This window comes from Hymenobacter sp. 15J16-1T3B, from assembly GCF_020711235.1.
Lineage (GTDB): Bacteria > Bacteroidota > Bacteroidia > Cytophagales > Hymenobacteraceae > Solirubrum.
Map to the genome: position 1 here is coordinate 177,474 of NZ_JAJFAV010000007.1, position 18,315 is coordinate 195,788.

Consider the following 18,315-nt stretch of genomic DNA (forward strand, 5'->3'; position numbering starts at 1 on the left):
CCACGACTTATTCACCGCCTCCTTATCCTCCTTTTTGCATGGACGAAGACCTCAAAACCAGCCTCGCCAACAACGCCAAAGCCTGGCTGGCCCTATCCCTTTCTATTTCCGACGCGGAAAAAGTGGCATTCGACAAAATCCACGACGATTTTCTCTCTACCTACGGCCCTGGCTTCATGGTGAAGGTCTACCGCAACATGGTGGACCGCGTGCTGCGCCACAGCTCCAACGAGGAGCGCGAAAAGATTATGGCCGCTTTCAAAGAAGCCATGGACCACGCCATCGACGGTCACCACGGCACCCACTAAGGCCCCGGCCCTGGCTCAACCGCCCCGCGCTCCTTCCAACGAGGAATCAGCGCGGGGCGGTTATTTTTTGGGCAGAAGCCCCGATTCGCTACGCGTTTTCGCGCGCCAGTAGCTGCACGTGGCCGAGGTGGTGCCGGCCGTGCCAGGCGTACTGCACCAGGGCTTGGTCGAGCGTGTAGACGCGGTCGAATACCGGGTGGTAGAAGGTGCGCTGCCAGTCGGCCGCGGTGAGGTGGTGCAGCAGCACCACCCAGCGGGCGTGCAGGTGCTCCAGCAGGCCCAACGACACCGTGACGGGCGTGGCGGCCACGTCGGGCAGTTCCACCCAGGCGCTAGGGTTCCAAGCCGGAATGCTGGGGTGTTCTTCGGTCAGGGCCAGGTGAAAGCGCAGGTAGTTGTTCAGGTGCGCGTCGGCCAGGTGGTGGATAACTTGGCGGCCGTTCCAGCCGCCGGGGCGGTAGGGCTGCTCCAGACGCACCCCACCGGCGGCCTTGCCGGCTTCGCGCAGCTGGGCGGGCAGGTCGGCAATCTGCTGGATGTACACGGCGCGCTCGGCGGGCGTGAGCGGGCCCTCGGGCAACTGCACGCGGCCGATGGGGTAGCGCAGGTGCTCGTCGGTGGGCAGCGGGGCAACGGGGATTTGGCTCATAGCAAGGTGAGGAGAATTGCGCTGGCAGTTTAAGCAAAAAGCCGCGCCCGGTGGCCGGGCGCGGCTTTTGCAGTGATTATTCTTCTGTCATGCGGCGCAGAGCACGGGACGACCGTGAAGCGACTTTTACCGCAACCGCGCTAGGCTTTCCTTTACCCGGCGGAAGGCCTCCACCAGCTTCTCGTCGGCGGTGGCGGTGCTGAAGCGCAGGCAGCGCGGTGCCCCGAAGGCCCCGCCGTCGACGGCGGCCACGTGGCCGTCGTTGAGCAGGTGCATGGCCAGGTCGCGCGAGGAGTGGATAACGTCGCCGGAGGGCGTGGTTTTGCCGAAGTAGGCCGACACGTCGGGGAAGATGTAGAAAGCCCCGGCGGGCGTGGGCGTCACCAGGCCCGGAATGTCCTTCACGATGTCGAGTACCAGGTCGCGGCGGCGACGGTAGGCGGCCACCATTTCGTCGGAGGAGCTGCGGCCGCCCTGCAGGGCGGCCAGGCCGGCGCGCTGGGTGATGGAGCAGGTGGCCGAGGTAATCTGGCTCTGCAGCTTTTCGCAGGCGGCGGCCACGTCGGCGCGGGCGGCCAGGTAGCCGATGCGCCAGCCCGTCATGGCGTAGCCTTTGGAGAAGCCATTGACCGTCACGACTTGGTCTTTCACCGCGTCGAACTGCGCCAGGCTGGCGTGCTCGCCCACGAAGTTGATGTACTCGTAAATCTCATCGGCCACCACCAGCACCTGCGGGTGCCGGGCCACCACCTCGGCAATGGCCCCCAGCTCCTCGCGCGACCACACCGCGCCGGTGGGGTTGCAGGGCGAGGAGTACATGATGAGCTTGGTGCGCGGCGTGATGGCGGCTTCCAGCTGGGCGGCCGTCACTTTGTAGTCGTTATCCAGGGCGCCGTCCAGGCGAATGGTCACGCCCTCGGCCAGCTTCACCATCTCCTCGTAGCTCACCCAGAAAGGCGAAAAGATGATGACCTCGTCGCCGGGGTTGACCAGGGCCAGCACCGCGTTGGCCAGGGCCTGCTTGGCGCCGGTGCCCACCACGATGTTTTCGGGCTTGTAGTCGAGGTTGTTGTCGCGCTTAAACTTGTCGCAGATGGCCTGGCGCAGCTCCGGGATGCCGGGCACCGGGGTGTAGAAGGTGAAACCCTCGTCGATGGCCTGCTTGGCCGCGTCCTTGATGTACTGCGGCGTCTGAAAGTCCGGCTCGCCGAAGCTCAGGCTAATCACATCGACGCCTTGGGCGGCCAGGGCCCGGGCCTTTTTGGCCATTTCGATGGTCTGCGGGGCTTCGAGTGCGTTGATGCGGTCGGAAATTACGGACAGGGCAGGCGTGGCAGCGGCGTCGGTTGGCATGGCGGGGCAGGCTGAAAAGCTCGGAATACGGGAATAAACGGCAAAGGTAAGCAGCAGCCGGTGCTGCCGGCGCTCCTAGCAAAGCTAGCAAGTTGCCGGCGTCGCGGCACCCGGCGGCGCCCGCGCTTCCGGAGGCCGGAGGCAACAAAAAAGCCCGGCGCGCGGGCGCCGGGCTTTTCGGGTTTACGGGAGCGGTGGAGTACTAAACCGGCGGTTAGGCCAGCGGCGCCGGGCTGGCCGCGGCGGCCGGCTCGGCGGTGTACACGGCCCGGGCCTTGGTAATCTTAGGCGCCAGCGCGGCCACAATGGCGTCGGTATTCTGCCAGAAAATGCTGGCGTAGTGCGAGGCCGTGTGCTGGTACGACGCCTGCCCAAACCAGTCGCCGAAGGTGTTTTGCGTCCAGGCCGGGGAGAGTGGGTAGCTGGCGTAGGTAATTTCCGTGGCCACGTAGGGGTCGATGAGGTCGATGTCGGCGTCGTATTTCAGCGTGTCGGCCACGCCCTGCAGCAGGTCGGCCAGCGTCACGTCGAGCTCGGAAATGGCGGTGGCCAGCGGGCTGGGCTGGAACATGTCTTCCAGCGACTCCACCGCGGCCACCACCGGGAAGCGCGGGATGATGTCGTTGTTCATCTCGTAGTGGTAGGCCTTGCCGGCCGGGTACTTGGCCTGCAGATCGGTCACGAAGTCTTGGTTGCCGGCGGCCGGGGCGGCGAAGCTGAACACCGAGGCGTTGGCCGCCGGGCACTGCTGGGCAAAGTAGGAGGCGTACACGTTGGCCACGTTGCCGCCCAGGCTGTGGCCGGTGATGTAGACGGGGTAGCCGTGGGCCACGGCGTTGTCCTGCAGGTAGCTCAAGGCCGACTCCCCGGTGTTGCCGAAGTAATTGGTGGCCGAGCTGATGTTGTTGAACGCGTCCATCGTGCCGCTGGCAATGTAGGCCTTGCCGCTGTTCACGTAGGGCCACTTGCTCTGCGTGTACACCTTGAAGTCTTCCAGCAGCCAGTTGGCAATGATGCCCCAGTCGATGACGGTGTGCCCGTCGACCTCGAAAGGCAGGGACCCGCGCACGGCCAGGAAAAACTCGTTGTCGGGCGACTGGACGATGTAGGCGTAGTTGTCGTCGTAGGTGTTCGTCGACGACCACACCACCTTGCAGGTCGGGAAGATGCTTTGCACCGCCGCCTCGATGTTGAGCTGCCCGCCCGCGTTGGGCTCGTTCGGGTTGTCGACGTAGGCTATCATGCAAAAGATAGCCGCCGGCGGCAGCATGGGGTTGGGCGGGGTGATGAGCGGGGCCGGGCTGCTAAGCGCGGAGGCGGGGAAAGCGGGAGTAGTTGCCACGGAGCAAAGAGGTTAAAGCGTTGAGGATGGGCCAAATGTCCGCCTCGCCGCGCGTCCGCAACAGGGTAATTCTACGTGCTTTTCTCGGCAACCCGGCCACGAAGTACCAGTTGCTTGTCCCTGGTCGGCTGGCGCCAGCCCCGTCCTTACTCCCGCCCCAGCCCGCGCAGGTTCTGCAGCACCAGGCGCAGGTCGTCGGCGGGGGTGTAGTCGCGGGCGTAGAGCAGCTCCAGGCGGCGGCGCGTGGCCTCGGTGAGCGGCAAGGCGCCTTCGGGCTCGGCGTGGTCGGCGGGCGAGAGAACGGCCCGGGCCGTGCCCTGGCGCGGGGCGGAGTAGCGCAGGCCCACCCAGGTGCGGCGGCCGGCCAACACGCGCAACACGTTGCGCAGGTAGCCGCCGGCCTGGCGCTGCAGGCCCACCAGCAGCGGCGCACCCACCAAAAGGCCCAGGCTGAGCAGGATGTCCACCAGGCGCTTGGCACGGCGCTGCTGAGGCTTGTAGAGGTTCAGCTCGATGTCCAGGGCGTAATAGTCGCCGGGCGAATCCTTCGAGGACGAGCCGATGATGTACTGGCTGTCCTCGGGCAAAATCTTGAACGCCACGTTCGGGTGCGTCTGCTGCAGCTGCACCATGCGGCCCATGATCTGGCCGGCCGAGAGGTCCTTGCCGCAGAAAATCAGCTCGTCCAGCGCGTAGATGCGCAGCACCTCGTCGAGCTGGCGCAGGGAGCCGAGCAGGTCCTCGGGCGCGTCGGCGGCGGCCGCGTCGGCGGTGGGGCTCACGAAGCCGATGATGCGGGCCTGCACGCTGGCGGCTTCGAGCAGGTGGCGCACGCGGCGGCTTTCGGCCTCCGAGCCCACGATGGCAATGTTTTTCTGCCGCCGCTCCGAGAGGCGCAGGTCGCGGTAGCGCAGAAAGTGCTGCACCAGCCGCCGGCCCACCATGGCCGCCACCGCCCACACGCCCCCGAGCACGATGAGCGCCTTGGAAAAGCGCCAGGCATCGAGGAAGTTGGAGGCCGCCGAAATGATGACGGTGCCGAAAAACACCCCGCGCACGATGCGCGCGGACTTGGTGGGCTCGTCGTAGGCCCCGCTGAGGTAGCTCGAGCCCAGCCACAGCCCGATATAGGCCGGCACGGCCACCAGCATGTACTGCGGCGGGTAAGGCGTGGGCACGTACTTGTGGTTGTCTTCCCAGTACTCCTTCAGGAAGTACATGCCCACGAAGATGATCAGCGCGTCGAGCAGAATGGGCCAGGCCGAGTCCCAGAAGCGCCGCGCAATGGCCACCCCGGCGCGCAGCCAGATGGCCATATTGATCAGCAGCGAAAACGTGCCCGCCCGCTGCGGCGCGAAGTGCTTGCGGGCGAAGATGACCATGGCGCGGTAGAACACGAACACGTAGTTCACGCTGGTGCGCTTGGTGCTTTCGCCCTTGTAGTGAATGATGCGGGTGCCGGGGTAGTAGTAATTCTTCCAGCCGCCCTGCGTGAGCCGGTACGAGAGGTCGATGTCCTCGCCGTACATAAAATAGTCCTCGTCGAGCAGCCCGACCTGGTCCAGCGCGGCCTTGCGCATGAGCATAAACGCCCCGCTGAGCACCTCGATTTCGTGGGTCTGGTCTTTGTCGAGGAAGCCGAGGTGGTAGCGCCCGAAGCGCCGCGACCGGGGGAAAACGGCCGCCAGCCCAAACACCTTGTAAAAGGCCACCCAGGGCGTGGGCAGCCCGCGCTTGCTCTCGGGCAGAAACTTGCCCTGCCCGTCGAGCATTTTCACGCCCAGGCCGCCGCAGTCGGGGTGCGCGTCCATGAACTCGCAACAACGCAGGAAGGTATCTTCCTCCACCACCGTGTCGGGGTTCAGCAGCAGCTGGTACTCGCCGGTGGCCACGCGCAGGGCTTGGTTGTTGGCCTTCGAGAAGCCCGGGTTGTCGTGGTTTTCGATGAGGATGACCTCGGGGAAGCGCTGCCGCACCATGGCCACGGAGCGGTCCACCGAGTTGTTGTCGACCACGAACACCTCCACCGGCTGCGCGAGCTTCTCCACCGCCCGGCGCACCGACAGCAGCGTCTGCTCCAGGAAGTAGCAGACGTTGTAGTTGACAATAACGACGGAAAGCTTGGTCGGGGCGGGCACGGGCGGGCAATACGGACTGCGAAAGTTACGCAGGATTGCGGCTTTTCAGGGCTGCGCCTGAATCCAGCGGACGGCCTGCGCCAGCACTTCACTATCATCCACCACCTCGTCGGGCGTCACGCTGTGCCCGTACGGGCGGCAGCTGCGGTCGGCCATTACGGCGGTGGTCAGATTCAGCCGGGCCCCGTCGGCGAGGCGAAACGACTGGTTGGACGTCGACACGCCGTAGGTGCCGATGCCGAAGCTGCGGGTACGGGGCCGCCCCCGGAAGGCCACCGCCAGGGCCTCCCCCGAGCTGGCCGTTCGCTCGTCGGTAAGCACCGCCACCGGCAGCCCCGGACGCTGGCAGCGCAACTCAGGCGCCAGCTGCATGGGGGGCTGCTCGCCAATGTAGGCTTGCCCCGCGCGGTAGCCCCACTCGGTGGCGCGGCCGTGCAAATCATCGAAGTAGCCCGCTACCCCCTCGCCCAGCACCGGCCCGGCGCCGATGAGCATGGGCCACATGTTGCCACCGGTATTGCCCCGCAAATCGACCACCCAGCCGCGGAGCGCGGGTCCGTCCTGCCGCCGGATCTGGGCGTGCAGCTGCGCCACGTACTGCCGGGCCAGGGAGTCGTTGCCGCTGCTGAAGTGGGGAATGCGCAGGTACCCCACGCCGGCGGGCAGCACCGGGGGCGCGGGGACGGGCTCCTTCAGCTCGGCGGCCTGCCGTTGCGTGCGCGCCGCCAGGGCCGAGGCGGCTGTGAAACCGCTGTGGTTGTCGTCGAGGCCGCGCAGCGCGGCCTGAATCAGGGTGTAGGTTTCGGGGATACTGCTCACCTGGAAAGCCCGGCTCTTTACCTGCTGCCGCAGTTGCGGCCAGTCGATGTTGTCCCGGTTGATGGAGTGCCGCTGCATCAGATCCAGCGCGTCGTCGAGGTATTTTTCGGCCGCCGGGGAAAGAATCTGGGCCGCGCCGGACCGAGCACACAGCGCGCAACACAGGAGGAGTAGAGCATTCCGGATCATGGGTCGGCGGATAAAAAATGGGTAGTTATCAGGTCAACGAACCGATTTGCGGCCTCGCGCTGCGGCCTGGACGTCGTTGATCTACAGGTAACGCTGACGTGCAGGAATTCCATGCATGGCGACCTGCTAATTACCGGTTGAACGCATGAAAGACCAGCGGGAGTACCCTACCGACTGGGTTCGTGCGCCCGAAGCTGGCTCACCAGCCGCTTCCAGCAGCGCCGCGCACTGCCGGGCTATTTCCAGCTCTTCGTTCGTGGGCACCACCAGCACCTTCACGGCCGCACCTTCCGGGCTGATTTCGCGCAGCTCCCGGCTGCGGACGGCGTTGCGCGCTTCGTCGACCTCGATACCTAGAAACGCCAGCCCTGCGCAAGCCAATCGGCGTACGGCGGCGTCGTTCTCCCCTACCCCGGCCGTGAACACTACCGCGTCGAGCCCGCCGAGCACGGCGGCGTAGGCCCCGAGGTACTTCTTGATGCGGTAGGCGTAGAGTTCCAGCGCCAGCGCGGCTTCCGGGTCGCCGGCGGCTACGGCCGCGCCCACGTCGCGCATGTCGCTGTGGCCGGTCAGGCCCAGCATGCCGCTCTGCTTGTTGAGCAGGGCGCTGACCTCGTCCACCGAGTAGCCGAGTTGCTGCACCAAGTGGAAAATCACCGAGGGGTCGAGGTCGCCGGAGCGGGTGCCCATCACCAGGCCGCTGAGCGGGCCAAAGCCCATGCTGGTATCGAGGCAGCGGCCGGCCTGCACGGCGGCCATGCTGCAGCCGTTGCCCAGGTGCACCGTGACGAGGCGGGCGGCGGGGTTGCCGAGGTGCTCGGCGGCGCGGGCGGCCACGTACTGGTGGCTGGTGCCGTGGAAGCCGTAGACGCGGATGCCGTGCTCGTGGTAGAGCGCGGCGGGCAAGGCGTAGCGAAACGCGTGCGCAGGCAGGGTCTGGTGAAAGGCCGTGTCGAACACGGCCACCTGCTGGGCCTGCGGAAACAGCTCTTCGCAGACTTCGATGCCGAGGTAATTGGCCGGGTTGTGCAGCGGGGCCAGGGCAAACAGCCGCTTGATTTCGGCCTTTACTGCGGCGTCAATCAGCGTGGTGGCGGCAAATTTCTCCCCGCCGTGCACCACTCGGTGCCCGACGACGGCAATGTCGGCCGGGTCCCGGATGACGCCGGTTTCGGCAGCCGTGAGCAGGCCCACCACCTCGCGCAGGCCGGCGGCGTGGTCGGGCAGCGCGAGGGTGCGCTGCTGCTTGCGCGGCTCCCCGTCGGGGCTGAACACGGTGTGCGTAATAACCGAATCGGGGAGGGCGAGGCGCTCCACGAGGCCCGCGCACACGGGCTGCTCGGCGGGCCAGCGGAACAGTTGGTACTTGATGGACGAGCTACCGGAGTTGACGACGAAGATGTTCATGCAGAAGTTGGTTCGGGGCGCCCAGTCCGCCGCAGCAGACGGAGCTAGCACTTACGCGGTGCGGGGCCGCGCGGTGGTTACGTGGCAAAGTACGCCCGCAGCCGTTTGCGGGGCGCCTAGAGGTGGCGGGTGGCTTGGCGGCCCTCCGGCACGGCGCTCCACCCGGCCAGCGCCCGTTGACTTGCCGGGTCACATTGCCTAGTTTAAGAACCCAATCGATTCGCGGACGCTTTTTGTCACCCCTAATTTTCTTGTCCCATGGAAGCCAAGCTATTAACCGACAAAAGTCGGCTGCAGGATATCTACCGGCTTCGGGTGAAGGCCTACGAAGCCTCGCCCTATGCGGAATACGTCAACGGCGAGAAATACCCCAACGGCTACTTCGACGAATTGGACCCACTCGCCACGACTTACCATTGGATTGTGGAAGACGGCACCGAAATCATCGGGTCGGTCCGCGCGGCCGTCATCGAGGACCGGAGCTTGCTGCCCGAGGACATTTCCCAGCTGGACGTGCCCCCAACTGGCACGTTCGCGTACTGCGGCCGCACGGCAGTCCACCCCGATTACCGGACTGGCCGGGTCATGCTGCAACTCGATCATGCGGTCAAAGACTTTATTCTCCAAACGCCCTCGGTTGCATTTGCGCTGTGCTTTATCATCCCCGAGCGGACCAACGCGGTTAAAAGGTTGGGGTTCCACCCGGTGGGCTCCGTCGAATACGATTGGGGCAACGGCGCCGCAGATCAGCTCGAAGCGTTTGCCCTGATCAAGTAGTTGCCGCTCGCACGAACCCGGCGGTAGCCGGGGCACCGGCGGCGCGGCCGCTGGGGTTTATTCACTGGCTGGCGAAGTTCTGGTTCAGCCCGCGCTGCCCTCCTTCTTGCCCGGCCATACCTTCTTCACCAGTCCCACGATTTTCTCGACCACAAACCCCACCATCAGCCCAAACACGCCGCAGGCCAGGGCCTTGGCCAGCCAGGCTACGGCCGGCACGTCGGCCAGGGCAAGTTCCAGCTCGTGCAGCCAGTGGGCGGTGACGGGAATGCCGTGGGCAATGATTTCGGCCCCCACCCAGAGCATGGCGGCCGTCCCGACGTAGCTCAGAATCCGCAGGAAATGCGGCATGAACCGCACGATGCCGCGGCCGAGGTGTTGGGTGGCGGCGCCGTGCTTGTCCTGGGCTAGGTGCAGGCCGATATCATCCATTTTCACAATCAGCCCCACGAAACCATACACGCCCACGGTGATGACCACCGCCACCGCCAGCATGACCAGGATTTGGTTTACTATCGGCTGATCGGTGACTTGGCTGTAGGCAATGGCCATGATTTCGGCCGACAGGATGATGTCCGTGCGCACCGCCCCGGCCACCCGCTGCTGCTCCAGCTCCTCCGGTGTAATGGTCGGCAGCGCCTCGTCTTCGGCTGCGGCCTCGGGGTGCTGGCCGAACAGTGAATGTACTTTCTCGTAGCCCTCGAAGCACAAATACGCGCCGCCCAGCATCAGAATGGGCGTGATGGCCCAGGGCGCAAAATACCCGAGCAGCAGCGCCGCCGGGCTCAGAATCAGCAGCTTGTTGACGAGGGACTTTTTGGCAATCTGGAAGATGATGGCCAGCTCCCGGCTGGGGTCCAGGCCCACCACGTATTTGGGCGTCACGGCCGTGTCGTCGATGACTATGCCGGACACCTTGCCGGTGGTTTTGGCCACCTGCGCGGGCACGTCGTCGAGGCTGGCGGCACTGGCTTTCACCAGCGCCGAAATATCATCTAACAGGGCAAAAAATCCGGAAGGCATGCAGGCGGGTGGTGCTATGGAGGAACGTGGGTTTGTCAGGACGTACGCAGCGGCTGATTTCGCGGTCCGAAATTGGCCGCTCGAAGTTGTGCTTCGACGGCCTCGGTCGGCGCAACGCCCGAAGCGGGCAAAGGTATTCGGCTTGTGGCTGCGGCGTGCCGGCAGCAGCACCGGCCCGGGGCAAGAGGGCCTGCATTACGTCTTCGCTCCCGCCGGCCCCGGTGGCTAGTCCCTGCTGGCTCTGGTTAGCCGTGATGACGACGGTGTTGAACACGTCGCCGACGGTGCCACCGCGGCTCAGGTCATGTACGGGCTTGTTCAGGCCCGGCAATACCGGGTCCGTTGTATGGCATTGCCAGATTACCGAGCTTCGCCGCTGATTGCCAATAACGGCAATTCGGATGTTGGTATAAACTTGCTCTAAAACAGCAGCTTGATTTTTATGAGAAGACAACTACAAACAATCGTCTTATGCTTATCAACCATTATTTCAGCAAGGGCACAAAGTGGCTACGGCAAAATTGACACCCTGCTAAACGCATACGCTTCGGTCCATAAATTCAATGGAACAGCCTTGGTTACCCAAGACCACAAAACAGTGTATGAAAAAAGCTTTGGCTATCAAGATGCGGTTACCAAGAAGCTAAATACCAGCAACAGCATATATCCCGTCGGTTCATTAACTAAACCGTTTACTGCTCTGGTGATTTTAAAGCTTGTCGAAGAAAACAAGTTATCGTTAACTGACCCCGTTAGCAAATTCATACCCGATTACCCGCGAGGCAGCCAAATACAGCTAAAACATTTGCTTACGCATACAGCTGGTATTTACGAACCGCTCAGAAACCCAAAGTACCTAGAGCAAGTAGTGGCTGACCATGCGTTCAAGCCCGCGGAAGTCATGGGCTTTTTCAAAAACGAGCCGCTTGATTTTGAGCCCGGCAGTAAGTTTAGCTACTCCAATTCCGGCTACGACTTACTGGGTGTCATTATTGAAAAAGTAACGCGGCTGCCATATTCCGCGGCCGTTAGCAAGTATATTTTTGGTCCCCTGCAGATGAAGAAGAGCGGCTTCAACTTTCAGAAGCTGCAGGACGACAACAAAGTCACCAATTACGCTTATTTATCACCCACAAGGCAAGCCGAGGTAAAAATTTGGAATTCAAACCTGACATATTCATCCGGTGCTTTGTACAGCACTGCGGGAGACCTTCTTAAGTTCTACGAGGGCCTGAGTAGCTTTAAAATTGTATCAGAGCAAACGTTAGAACAAGCGACCAATCCTCTTCTAGGACATTATGGGTACGGCTGGTTTCTCGACGTGATACACGGCGACCGAGTTATTGATCATGGCGGCAATATCCCAGGCGCTACCAGCTACTTTCTGTTCTCACCCGAGCACCAAACCTGCATTATCCTTCTAAACAATATAACCTCGACGACTTTAGAAAAAACAGGCAAATCTATGTACGCCGCGTTACGAAATAAACCATACAGTATCCCTAAGCCCCAACAGGAAATTAAACTAGGAGAAAAGGCGCTACTCCGATACACTGGCTTCTTCGAAGTATCAGCTAATTACAAATTAGAAATATCACAAGAAGCCGATAAACTCTTTATGAGAATAAACAACGGAGACAAGGTGAAGCTGTTGGCAGAAAGCGAAAACCGTTTCTTTATCAACGACGAGGACATGGCCTTGGAATTTATTTCTAAAGACGATAAAATCGTCCAACTAAAAATAAAACAGGGATTGGCGACAAAAATAGCCGACAAGATATAACAGCACCGCACAAAAATTACCCACGCAAATTCAAGGGGCATCGATGTTTCAGCCAGAGTTGAAACCTCGACGCCCCTTAGCTACGGCCGTCCGTGTACTGCTCCGCTCCTACCCTTGCTGGCTCTGGATGGCTGTGATGACAACCGTGTTAAACACGTCGTCGACGGTGCAGCCGCGGCTCAGGTCGTTTACCGGCTTATTCAGGCCCTGCAGCACCGGGCCGATGGCCAGGGCGCCGGTTTCGCGCTGCACGGCCTTGTAGGTGTTGTTGCCGGTGTTCAGGTCGGGGAAGATGAGCACACTGGCTTGGCCCGCCACGGCCGAGCCGGGCAGCTTCTGCTGGCCCACCAACGGGTCCACGGCGGCGTCGTACTGAATGGGGCCTTCCACCGGCAAGTCGGGACGCAGCTGGCGCACCAGCTCGGTGGCGCGGCGCACCTTGTCGACTTCGGCGCCCTCGCCGGAGGTGCCCGAGGAGTACGAAAGCATGGCCACCCGCGGCGCCACGCCGAAGCGCTGTGCGCTTTCGGCCGAGGAAATGGCAATTTCGGCCAGCTGCTCGGCCGTGGGGTTGGGGTTCACGGCGCAGTCGCCGAACACGGCCACGCGGTCGGGCAGGCACATGAAAAACACCGACGACACGAGCGAGATGCCCGGCTTGGTTTTGATGAACTGCAGGGCCGGCCGGATGGTGTGCTGGGTGGTGTGCACCGCCCCCGACACCATGCCGTCGGCGTGGCCCTTGTACACCATCATCGAGCCGAAGTACGACACGTCGCGCAGCAGGTCGCGGGCCATGTCCTCGTTCACGCCCTTAGCCTTGCGCAGCTCGTAGAAGGTCTGCACGTAGTCCTCGTAGTACTCGGAGTGCACCGGGTCGATGACGCGCAAATGGCCCAGCGGCAGGTTCAGCCCCAGGCGCTTGGCCGAGGCGGCTATTTCGGCGGGGTTGCCGAGGATGGTCAAATCCACCACGTCCTGCTGCAAGAGCAGCGCGGCGGCCTTCAGAATCCGGTCGTCGTTGCCCTCGGGCAGCACGATGTGGCGGCGCTGCTGCCGGGCCCACTGCAGCAGCCGGTACTGAAACATGTGCGGGGTAATGCCCTCCGACTGGTACGCGGCCAGCTGCCGGTCCAGGGCGGGCACGTCTACGTAGCGTTCAAACGTCTGGATGGCCAGCTGCACCTTTTTGGGGTTGTCGGCGGAAATACGCGACTTCACCGCCGCCAGCCGGGCGCTGGTTTCGAAGGTACCCGTCTCGACGGCCAGAATGGGCATCACGCCCTGCAGGCCGCGCAGCAGGCGCAGAATGGGCTCCTCGGGCTGCCAGCCGGCCGTCAGCACCACGCCCGCCACCTTGGGGTAGCTGGCCGACATATTGGCCTGCACCGCGCAGATGACGATGTCGCCCCGGTCGCCGGGCGTGACGATGACCACGTTGGGCTTGAGGTAGTTCAGGAAGTTGGGCACGTTCATGGCCCCCGTGACGAAGTTGTCGACCTGGCTGCTGAGCAGCTCTTCACCGAAGAGCAGCTTGCCGCCCACCGCCTCGTGGATTTCGCGCATGGTAGGGTTGAGCAGGGCTTTGTCCTCGGGAATCACCGACAAGCCGGTTTCGGCCGGCAGCTGCGCGCGCAGCAGTTGCTGCACGTCGGCTACCTGCTCGGGGCCTACCTTGTTGGCCACCACCGTGAGCACCGGCACCTCGCGGGCTTCGAAGCCGCGCAGGGCCGTGAGCGTGCTGCTGATGATCTGGGCGGTGGTTTTGCCCTCTCCCGACACCACCAGCAGCACCGGTACGCCCAGGTTTTTGGCAATGGTCACGTTCAGGTCGAACTCGAAGGCTGTGCCCTGCCCCACAAAGTCGGTGCCTTCCACCACGATGAAGTCGTGCTCGTCCTCCAGTTGTTTGTAGCGACGAATGATGGTGTCAATCATTTCGCCCTGCCGCTCACTTTCCATCAGTTGCAGCACCTGCGCGCCGGTGTAGGCGAAGGTGTCCTCGTAGGCCGTCGGCAGCTGAAAATAGCGCAGCACCGTGTCGATGTGCGCGTCGCGCTTGTCGGCCGTGGCCGCGTTGACCACGGGCTTGAAGTAGCCGACTTTCTGGGCTTTGCTGAGCAGCATGTTCACCAGGCCCAGGGTGACGAGGGATTTGCCGCTGTAGGGCTCGGCGGAGGCTATGAAAACGGTTTTGGTCATGCCGGAGGGTGCGTTCGGGTGGACAGCAACAGAACCGCGGAAGGCGGGTTTTGGCTGTACCTACGCAAGAATTCGTTTGCTTGCTATCCTTGAGCAGGCGAAGCCCGCGCTTTCGCGCCGCAAACATCCGGGCTGGCCCGCCGCCGTAGCATGACAAACGTCACCCTGCTAGCCGAAGTCGTCTTCTACGCCACCAACGCGGATTGGCCGAAGTTTCCCATGAGCGGCCCACGCCGCATGTCGCTGTGGGGGCGCGAGGCGCCGGGCTCCACCCCTTCGGAGTTTCAGTTAACCGAGCGCCTGCACGCAGATACCCCGACGGTGGTGCGCATTGCCACCATCATTCCCGAGGTGCTCGAGCCCTACCTGCAGGTCGGCAGCACGATTCTATTCGGCACCTACCCGCATGCCGTTGGCCAAGGCTGCATCCTCCGCACCGAGCCTTACGAACACAAAACCGTGTGGGTGACGCCCAAAACGCTGAACGGCCCCATCTGAGTAGATGGAGCCGTCCGGCCACCAAGGCCAGTCCTCAGCGGACCGGGTGTTGCTTTGGGCACCGGCCTCCCAGCCTGACGTACACGCTAAAGCTTGCTGACGGGTACGGTGAAGCGCTGGGAGCCGCTGGTGTAGTGCACGACGTAGTGCCCGCTGCCCAGGCCGCGCAGGCTCACCTGGGTTTCGCGGGTGCCGGGGGCGCACGGCAGCCGGCGTACGCACTGCCCGAGCACGGTGTACACGGCCAGCTGCGCGTCGGCCGGCGCGGCCGGGTGCGTGAGGGTTAATTGCTCAGTGGCGGGGGTGGGGTACGCCTGCACGGCGCTGCTGCGGGCCGGGCGGGTGCCGTTGACGATGCTGGCTTCGCCCTTCACGACCACGTTGCGCAAGGTGGCAAAGCGGGTGGTGACGGTGGTGGAGCCGCAGCTGTAGTAGAGGCGGAAGGTCAGCGCTTGGCCGGGCTGCAGCGTGACGCCCGCGGCGCCGGCGAACGAGAGGCGGTAGGTGCTTTGGGCGCCCAGCAGAATGGGCGTGGCAAAGGCGCCGTTGGCCGTGCTCAGCAGCGGGCCGCCGGGGCCGCTGCCGCCGGTTACGTCGGCCGAGTCGGCGGCAAAGCCCGATTTCGACCACGCCACGGCCAGCTTGGTGCCGGTGGTGGAACTGGTCACGTACGAGGTCAGCAGCAGCGAATCGAGGCGCAGCGGGCTGCCGGGCGTGCCCCGCACGGTGAACTGCTCGTAGTACGTGCGGTTCAGGTTCGAGCCGTTGCCGCCCACGGCCGGCGTCCAGCCGCCTTCGGCCGAGGGCGCAAAGGCCTGCCCGTAGCGGGCCGAGTACGGCGGAATAACGGCCGTGGCCGAGCCGGTGGAAACCGCCAGCTTGCGGAAAGTGGGCGCGCTGGCCAGCATCTGGGCCGCGCGCACGGCCGCGCTGTCCTGGTTGTTGCGCGTCAGGGGCCACCACTGCAGCGGGATAGACTGCGGCAGCGGGCTGCTTTGCACCGTGCCGCTCAGCGGCAGCGTCACGGGCGCGGCGCCCGGGCTGGTCAGCGTCAGGTTGCCCGCGTAGGCGCCGGCCGCGGCCGCATTCAGCCGCAGCGCCAGCGGGGTGCTGGCCACCGCCCCGGCCGTCGGGGCCAGGGTCAGCGGCGCGGCGTTGCCAAACCAGGTAGTGCCGCCGTTGGCGGAAACCTGATAGCCCGCCGGCGGCGTCACGACCAAGCCCGCCGTCAGGTTCTCGCCCGTTACCAACAGAGTTTGTGCCGCCGAGGGCAGCCCCACGCCCTGCAAAAAGGCCTGCAGCGTGCCGCTGGTGGTAATGGTGGGCGTGCTCGAAATCTGCAGCGTGTCGGTGAGGTGCGCAGCCAGGCCGGTTTTCGTGGCCTGCACGTAGTAGAAGTACGAGGTGCCGGCCGCCGGCACGGCGTCGGTCGTGCCGAAATTCACGTCGGTAGCCACGGCGCCGGTAGTTGTATACACCGGGGCGTAGGGGCCGCGGCGGCTGGTGCTGCGCAGCAGCTGGTACTGCACGCCGCCGATGGGCCAGCTCAGGTTCCAGGTCAGCGCGGAGGGCGTGGTGCCCGTGCCCTTCACCGCCCGGAAGTTGGCCACGGCAATGGGCGCGGGCGCGCTGCCGCAGAAGCCCGGCAGGGCGCAGGGGTTCCAGCTACCGAGCACGGCGGCGCGGGTGTACTGCGCGGTGTCGGCGTCGGTGAGCTGTTGCGACCAAGCAATGCGCTGGCTCACGTCGACCAGGTTGCCGCTGAAGTCGCGGCTTTTGTACTCGGCGTAGGTGATGACGCTGGGCACGGTGCCCGCGTCCCAGAGCTGCCAGCCCACCGGCCGGATGGTCGAGCCCATCGTCGCATTCAGCCACACCACTTTCGTGTGCGAGCGGTCGGTGGCGGTCGAGCCGGCGTCGTTTTGCCAGGGGCGGCCCAGGGTGTAGGTGGTCACGCCGCGGTTGTTAAGAATGGTGCAGTTGCGGAACACGAAGCCATAGGGCTGGCCGGGCTGGGTGTTGGCCGCCGTGATGTAGCCCAGGCTGCCGCCGTTCTGCCGCGTCTTGGGGTAGATCATGCAGGTTTCGAACACGCCCCGGGCGCTGCCAAAGATGAAGTCAACCACCCCGTCGATGTAGCAGTCCTTGAAGTAGTTGCGGTTGCCGACACCCGAGTTCAGCTGCATCGTATCCTGCCCGCCCAGAAAGCGGCAGTTCTTGAAGGCTATTCGGTCACCGGTGGTGTACATGGCCAGGGCCTGCGGCGACTCGCCAAAGGAGTTTTCGAAGCTGATGTTCAGGGCCGAAAAGTCCGAGGCGTTGACGATGACCGTGGACGAGTTGCCCGGAAACGTGGGCGTGTTGGCGTCGTTCCAGGTAATGAACGTGTTGGCCACGCTCTCCCCGACCAGCTGCAAAAACGGCTTGGAGGCCGGCACGGTCAGCTTCTCGCGGTACTTGCCGTTCTTGATGAAGATAACCCAGGGCGTGGTGCGGCCCGCGGGCGCGGCGTTGACGGCCGCCTGCACCGTGGCGTAGGTGCCGCTGCCGTCTTTGGCCACCACGGCGTCGTAGGTTTGGGCGTAGGCGCTCAGGCTTAGCAGCAGCAACAATAGGCTCAGCCAGCTGCGCCGGCGACGGGTAGAGGTTGGGGTCATAGGCAAAGGCGTTGAGGCGGCAGGCACCGGGCCGTTCGGCCCTTGCTACTCCACCTATTCCGAAAGCGGCAAGCAGATTACGCCGGCTTCGGAATCGTTTTCAGTGCCCTAAGGTGGACGCCCGCCGCGGCCTCGCCAAGCATTTCCCGGGAATAACTACTGGCATCGTTCCCGGCAACGATGGCGCCGCCAGCCCGTGAGCCGGCCTTGAAAAGCAGCCGCTTAGAAAATCTGCGGCTCTGCCGCACTTGCCGCGGCCCGCCCCGCCATAGCGACCTGTGCCCAAAGCTGGCGGCCCGCATCCAGGCGGACGTGTTGCCTTCTGCCCCACTGCGGCGGAACAGCCAGCGGGCCTGAGCTGACCACGAAAAAAGCGCCGCCCTGAGCAGGACGGCGCTTTTCGCGAGGTTGATGGTTGCTTGGCGGGCGTTACCGGGCCTGCCGCTGGCGCTCCACGATGGAGCGGCCCAGGGTAATTTCGTCGGCGTACTCCAGTTCGCCGCCCACCGGGATGCCGCGGGCAATGCTGCTGATGTGCACCTCGGGCGTTTCGCGCAGGCGGCGGGTGAGGTAAAAGGCCGTGGTGTCGCCCTCCATCGTAGGGCTGATGGCCAGGATAACTTCCTTCACTTCCGAGCCTTCGGTTTGCACGCGCGTCAGCAGGGAGTCAATGTGCAAATCGGCCGGGCCAATGCCCTCGATGGGCGAGATGACGCCGCCGAGTACGTGGTACACGCCCTGGTACTGCCCGGTGTTTTCGATGGCAATAACGTCGCGGATGTCGCACACGACGCAGACGGTGCTGTGGTCGCGCAGCTTGTTGGCGCAGATCGAGCACTCTTCCGTGTCGGAGATGTTGTGGCAGCTCTGGCAGTAGCGAATGTCGAAGCGCATCTTGGCCAGGGCCTCGGCCAGGGAACTGGTGGTATCGGTATCCGCTTTGAGCAGGTGCAGGGCCAGGCGCAGGGCCGTTTTGCGGCCGATGCCCGGCAGCTTGGCCAGCTCGCCGACGGCGTTTTCGATGAGTTTGGAGGGAAATTCCATTCAGTCTATACGGATGTCATCCTGAGCTTTGCAAGGGACCTTACGCCGTCGAAACGGCATACGTCAGATAACAATTACCCGGCGTGATAAGGTCCTTCGCGAAGCGCAGGATGACAGATATTTTCT

14 protein-coding genes and 1 pseudogene are annotated in these 18,315 nt (G+C 63.9%); 4 read left to right on the top strand and 11 right to left on the bottom strand.

The window, feature by feature from the left end; translation table 11 throughout:
• Nucleotides 1-38 precede the first annotated feature (38 nt).
• The gene (locus LJ737_RS13720; protein WP_227766627.1) at nt 39-308 is read left to right on the top strand and encodes a TenA family protein; all 270 of its coding nucleotides are present in this window, start codon (nt 39-41) and stop codon (nt 306-308) included.
• A gap of 88 nt (nt 309-396) precedes the next feature.
• On the opposite strand, the gene LJ737_RS13725 is transcribed toward LJ737_RS13720, so the two are convergent.
• The 6 genes from LJ737_RS13725 to LJ737_RS13750 form a co-directional block, all read right to left on the bottom strand.
• Nucleotides 397-957, bottom strand: a complete 561-nt coding sequence (locus LJ737_RS13725) for a YfiT family bacillithiol transferase (RefSeq protein ID WP_227766629.1) — start codon at nt 955-957, stop codon at nt 397-399.
• Nucleotides 958-1,083: 126 nt separating this feature from the next.
• Complete coding sequence (locus LJ737_RS13730) at nt 1,084-2,310, bottom strand: pyridoxal phosphate-dependent aminotransferase (RefSeq protein WP_227766631.1); 1,227 nt, start codon at nt 2,308-2,310, stop codon at nt 1,084-1,086.
• A gap of 214 nt (nt 2,311-2,524) precedes the next feature.
• Nucleotides 2,525-3,652, bottom strand: coding sequence for a lipase family protein (locus LJ737_RS13735; RefSeq protein WP_227766633.1), 1,128 nt, complete (start codon nt 3,650-3,652; stop codon nt 2,525-2,527).
• Nucleotides 3,653-3,798: 146 nt separating this feature from the next.
• Complete coding sequence (locus tag LJ737_RS13740) at nt 3,799-5,790, bottom strand: glycosyltransferase (protein ID WP_227766634.1); 1,992 nt, start codon at nt 5,788-5,790, stop codon at nt 3,799-3,801.
• 45 nt (nt 5,791-5,835) lie between these two features.
• Nucleotides 5,836-6,798: a S41 family peptidase gene (locus tag LJ737_RS13745; protein WP_227766637.1), complete on the bottom strand. Its 963-nt coding sequence runs from the start codon at nt 6,796-6,798 to the stop codon at nt 5,836-5,838.
• A 126-nt stretch (nt 6,799-6,924) separates the two neighbouring features.
• Nucleotides 6,925-8,205 carry an acetate/propionate family kinase gene (locus tag LJ737_RS13750; RefSeq protein ID WP_227766638.1) on the bottom strand — a complete coding sequence of 427 codons (1,281 nt, stop codon included), beginning with the start codon at nt 8,203-8,205 and terminating at the stop codon, nt 6,925-6,927.
• A 258-nt stretch (nt 8,206-8,463) separates the two neighbouring features.
• Between LJ737_RS13750 and LJ737_RS13755 the strand changes: the two genes are divergently transcribed.
• Nucleotides 8,464-8,982, top strand: a complete 519-nt coding sequence (locus tag LJ737_RS13755; RefSeq protein ID WP_227766640.1) for an N-acyl amino acid synthase FeeM domain-containing protein — start codon at nt 8,464-8,466, stop codon at nt 8,980-8,982.
• Nucleotides 8,983-9,066: 84 nt separating this feature from the next.
• Here LJ737_RS13755 and LJ737_RS13760 read toward each other — a convergent pair whose 3' ends face one another.
• Complete coding sequence (locus LJ737_RS13760; protein ID WP_227766642.1) at nt 9,067-10,005, bottom strand: DUF808 domain-containing protein; 939 nt, start codon at nt 10,003-10,005, stop codon at nt 9,067-9,069.
• Between the two features lie 232 nt (nt 10,006-10,237).
• Nucleotides 10,238-10,342: pseudogene (locus LJ737_RS27260) on the bottom strand (phosphate acyltransferase); the annotation flags it as partial.
• 105 nt (nt 10,343-10,447) lie between these two features.
• On the opposite strand from LJ737_RS27260, the gene LJ737_RS13770 reads away from it, so the two are divergent.
• Nucleotides 10,448-11,788: a serine hydrolase gene (locus LJ737_RS13770; RefSeq protein WP_227766647.1), complete on the top strand. Its 1,341-nt coding sequence runs from the start codon at nt 10,448-10,450 to the stop codon at nt 11,786-11,788.
• Between the two features lie 108 nt (nt 11,789-11,896).
• Here the strand turns inward: LJ737_RS13770 and pta are convergent, their stop codons facing one another.
• A complete protein-coding gene (pta, locus tag LJ737_RS13775; protein WP_227766648.1) occupies nt 11,897-13,990 on the bottom strand; it encodes a phosphate acetyltransferase in 2,094 nt (697 codons plus the stop codon).
• A 150-nt stretch (nt 13,991-14,140) separates the two neighbouring features.
• Here pta and LJ737_RS13780 point away from each other — a divergent pair, with 150 nt between their 5' ends.
• Nucleotides 14,141-14,488 carry a hypothetical protein gene (locus LJ737_RS13780; protein WP_227766651.1) on the top strand — a complete coding sequence of 116 codons (348 nt, stop codon included), beginning with the start codon at nt 14,141-14,143 and terminating at the stop codon, nt 14,486-14,488.
• 86 nt (nt 14,489-14,574) lie between these two features.
• Here the strand turns inward: LJ737_RS13780 and LJ737_RS13785 are convergent, their stop codons facing one another.
• Together LJ737_RS13785 and recR are read right to left on the bottom strand one after the other, a co-directional pair.
• Nucleotides 14,575-17,145, bottom strand: coding sequence for a pectinesterase family protein (locus LJ737_RS13785; protein ID WP_227766653.1), 2,571 nt, complete (start codon nt 17,143-17,145; stop codon nt 14,575-14,577).
• Nucleotides 17,146-17,574: 429 nt separating this feature from the next.
• A complete protein-coding gene (gene recR / locus LJ737_RS13790) occupies nt 17,575-18,189 on the bottom strand; it encodes a recombination mediator RecR (protein ID WP_227766655.1) in 615 nt (204 codons plus the stop codon).
• Nucleotides 18,190-18,315 lie beyond the last annotated feature (126 nt).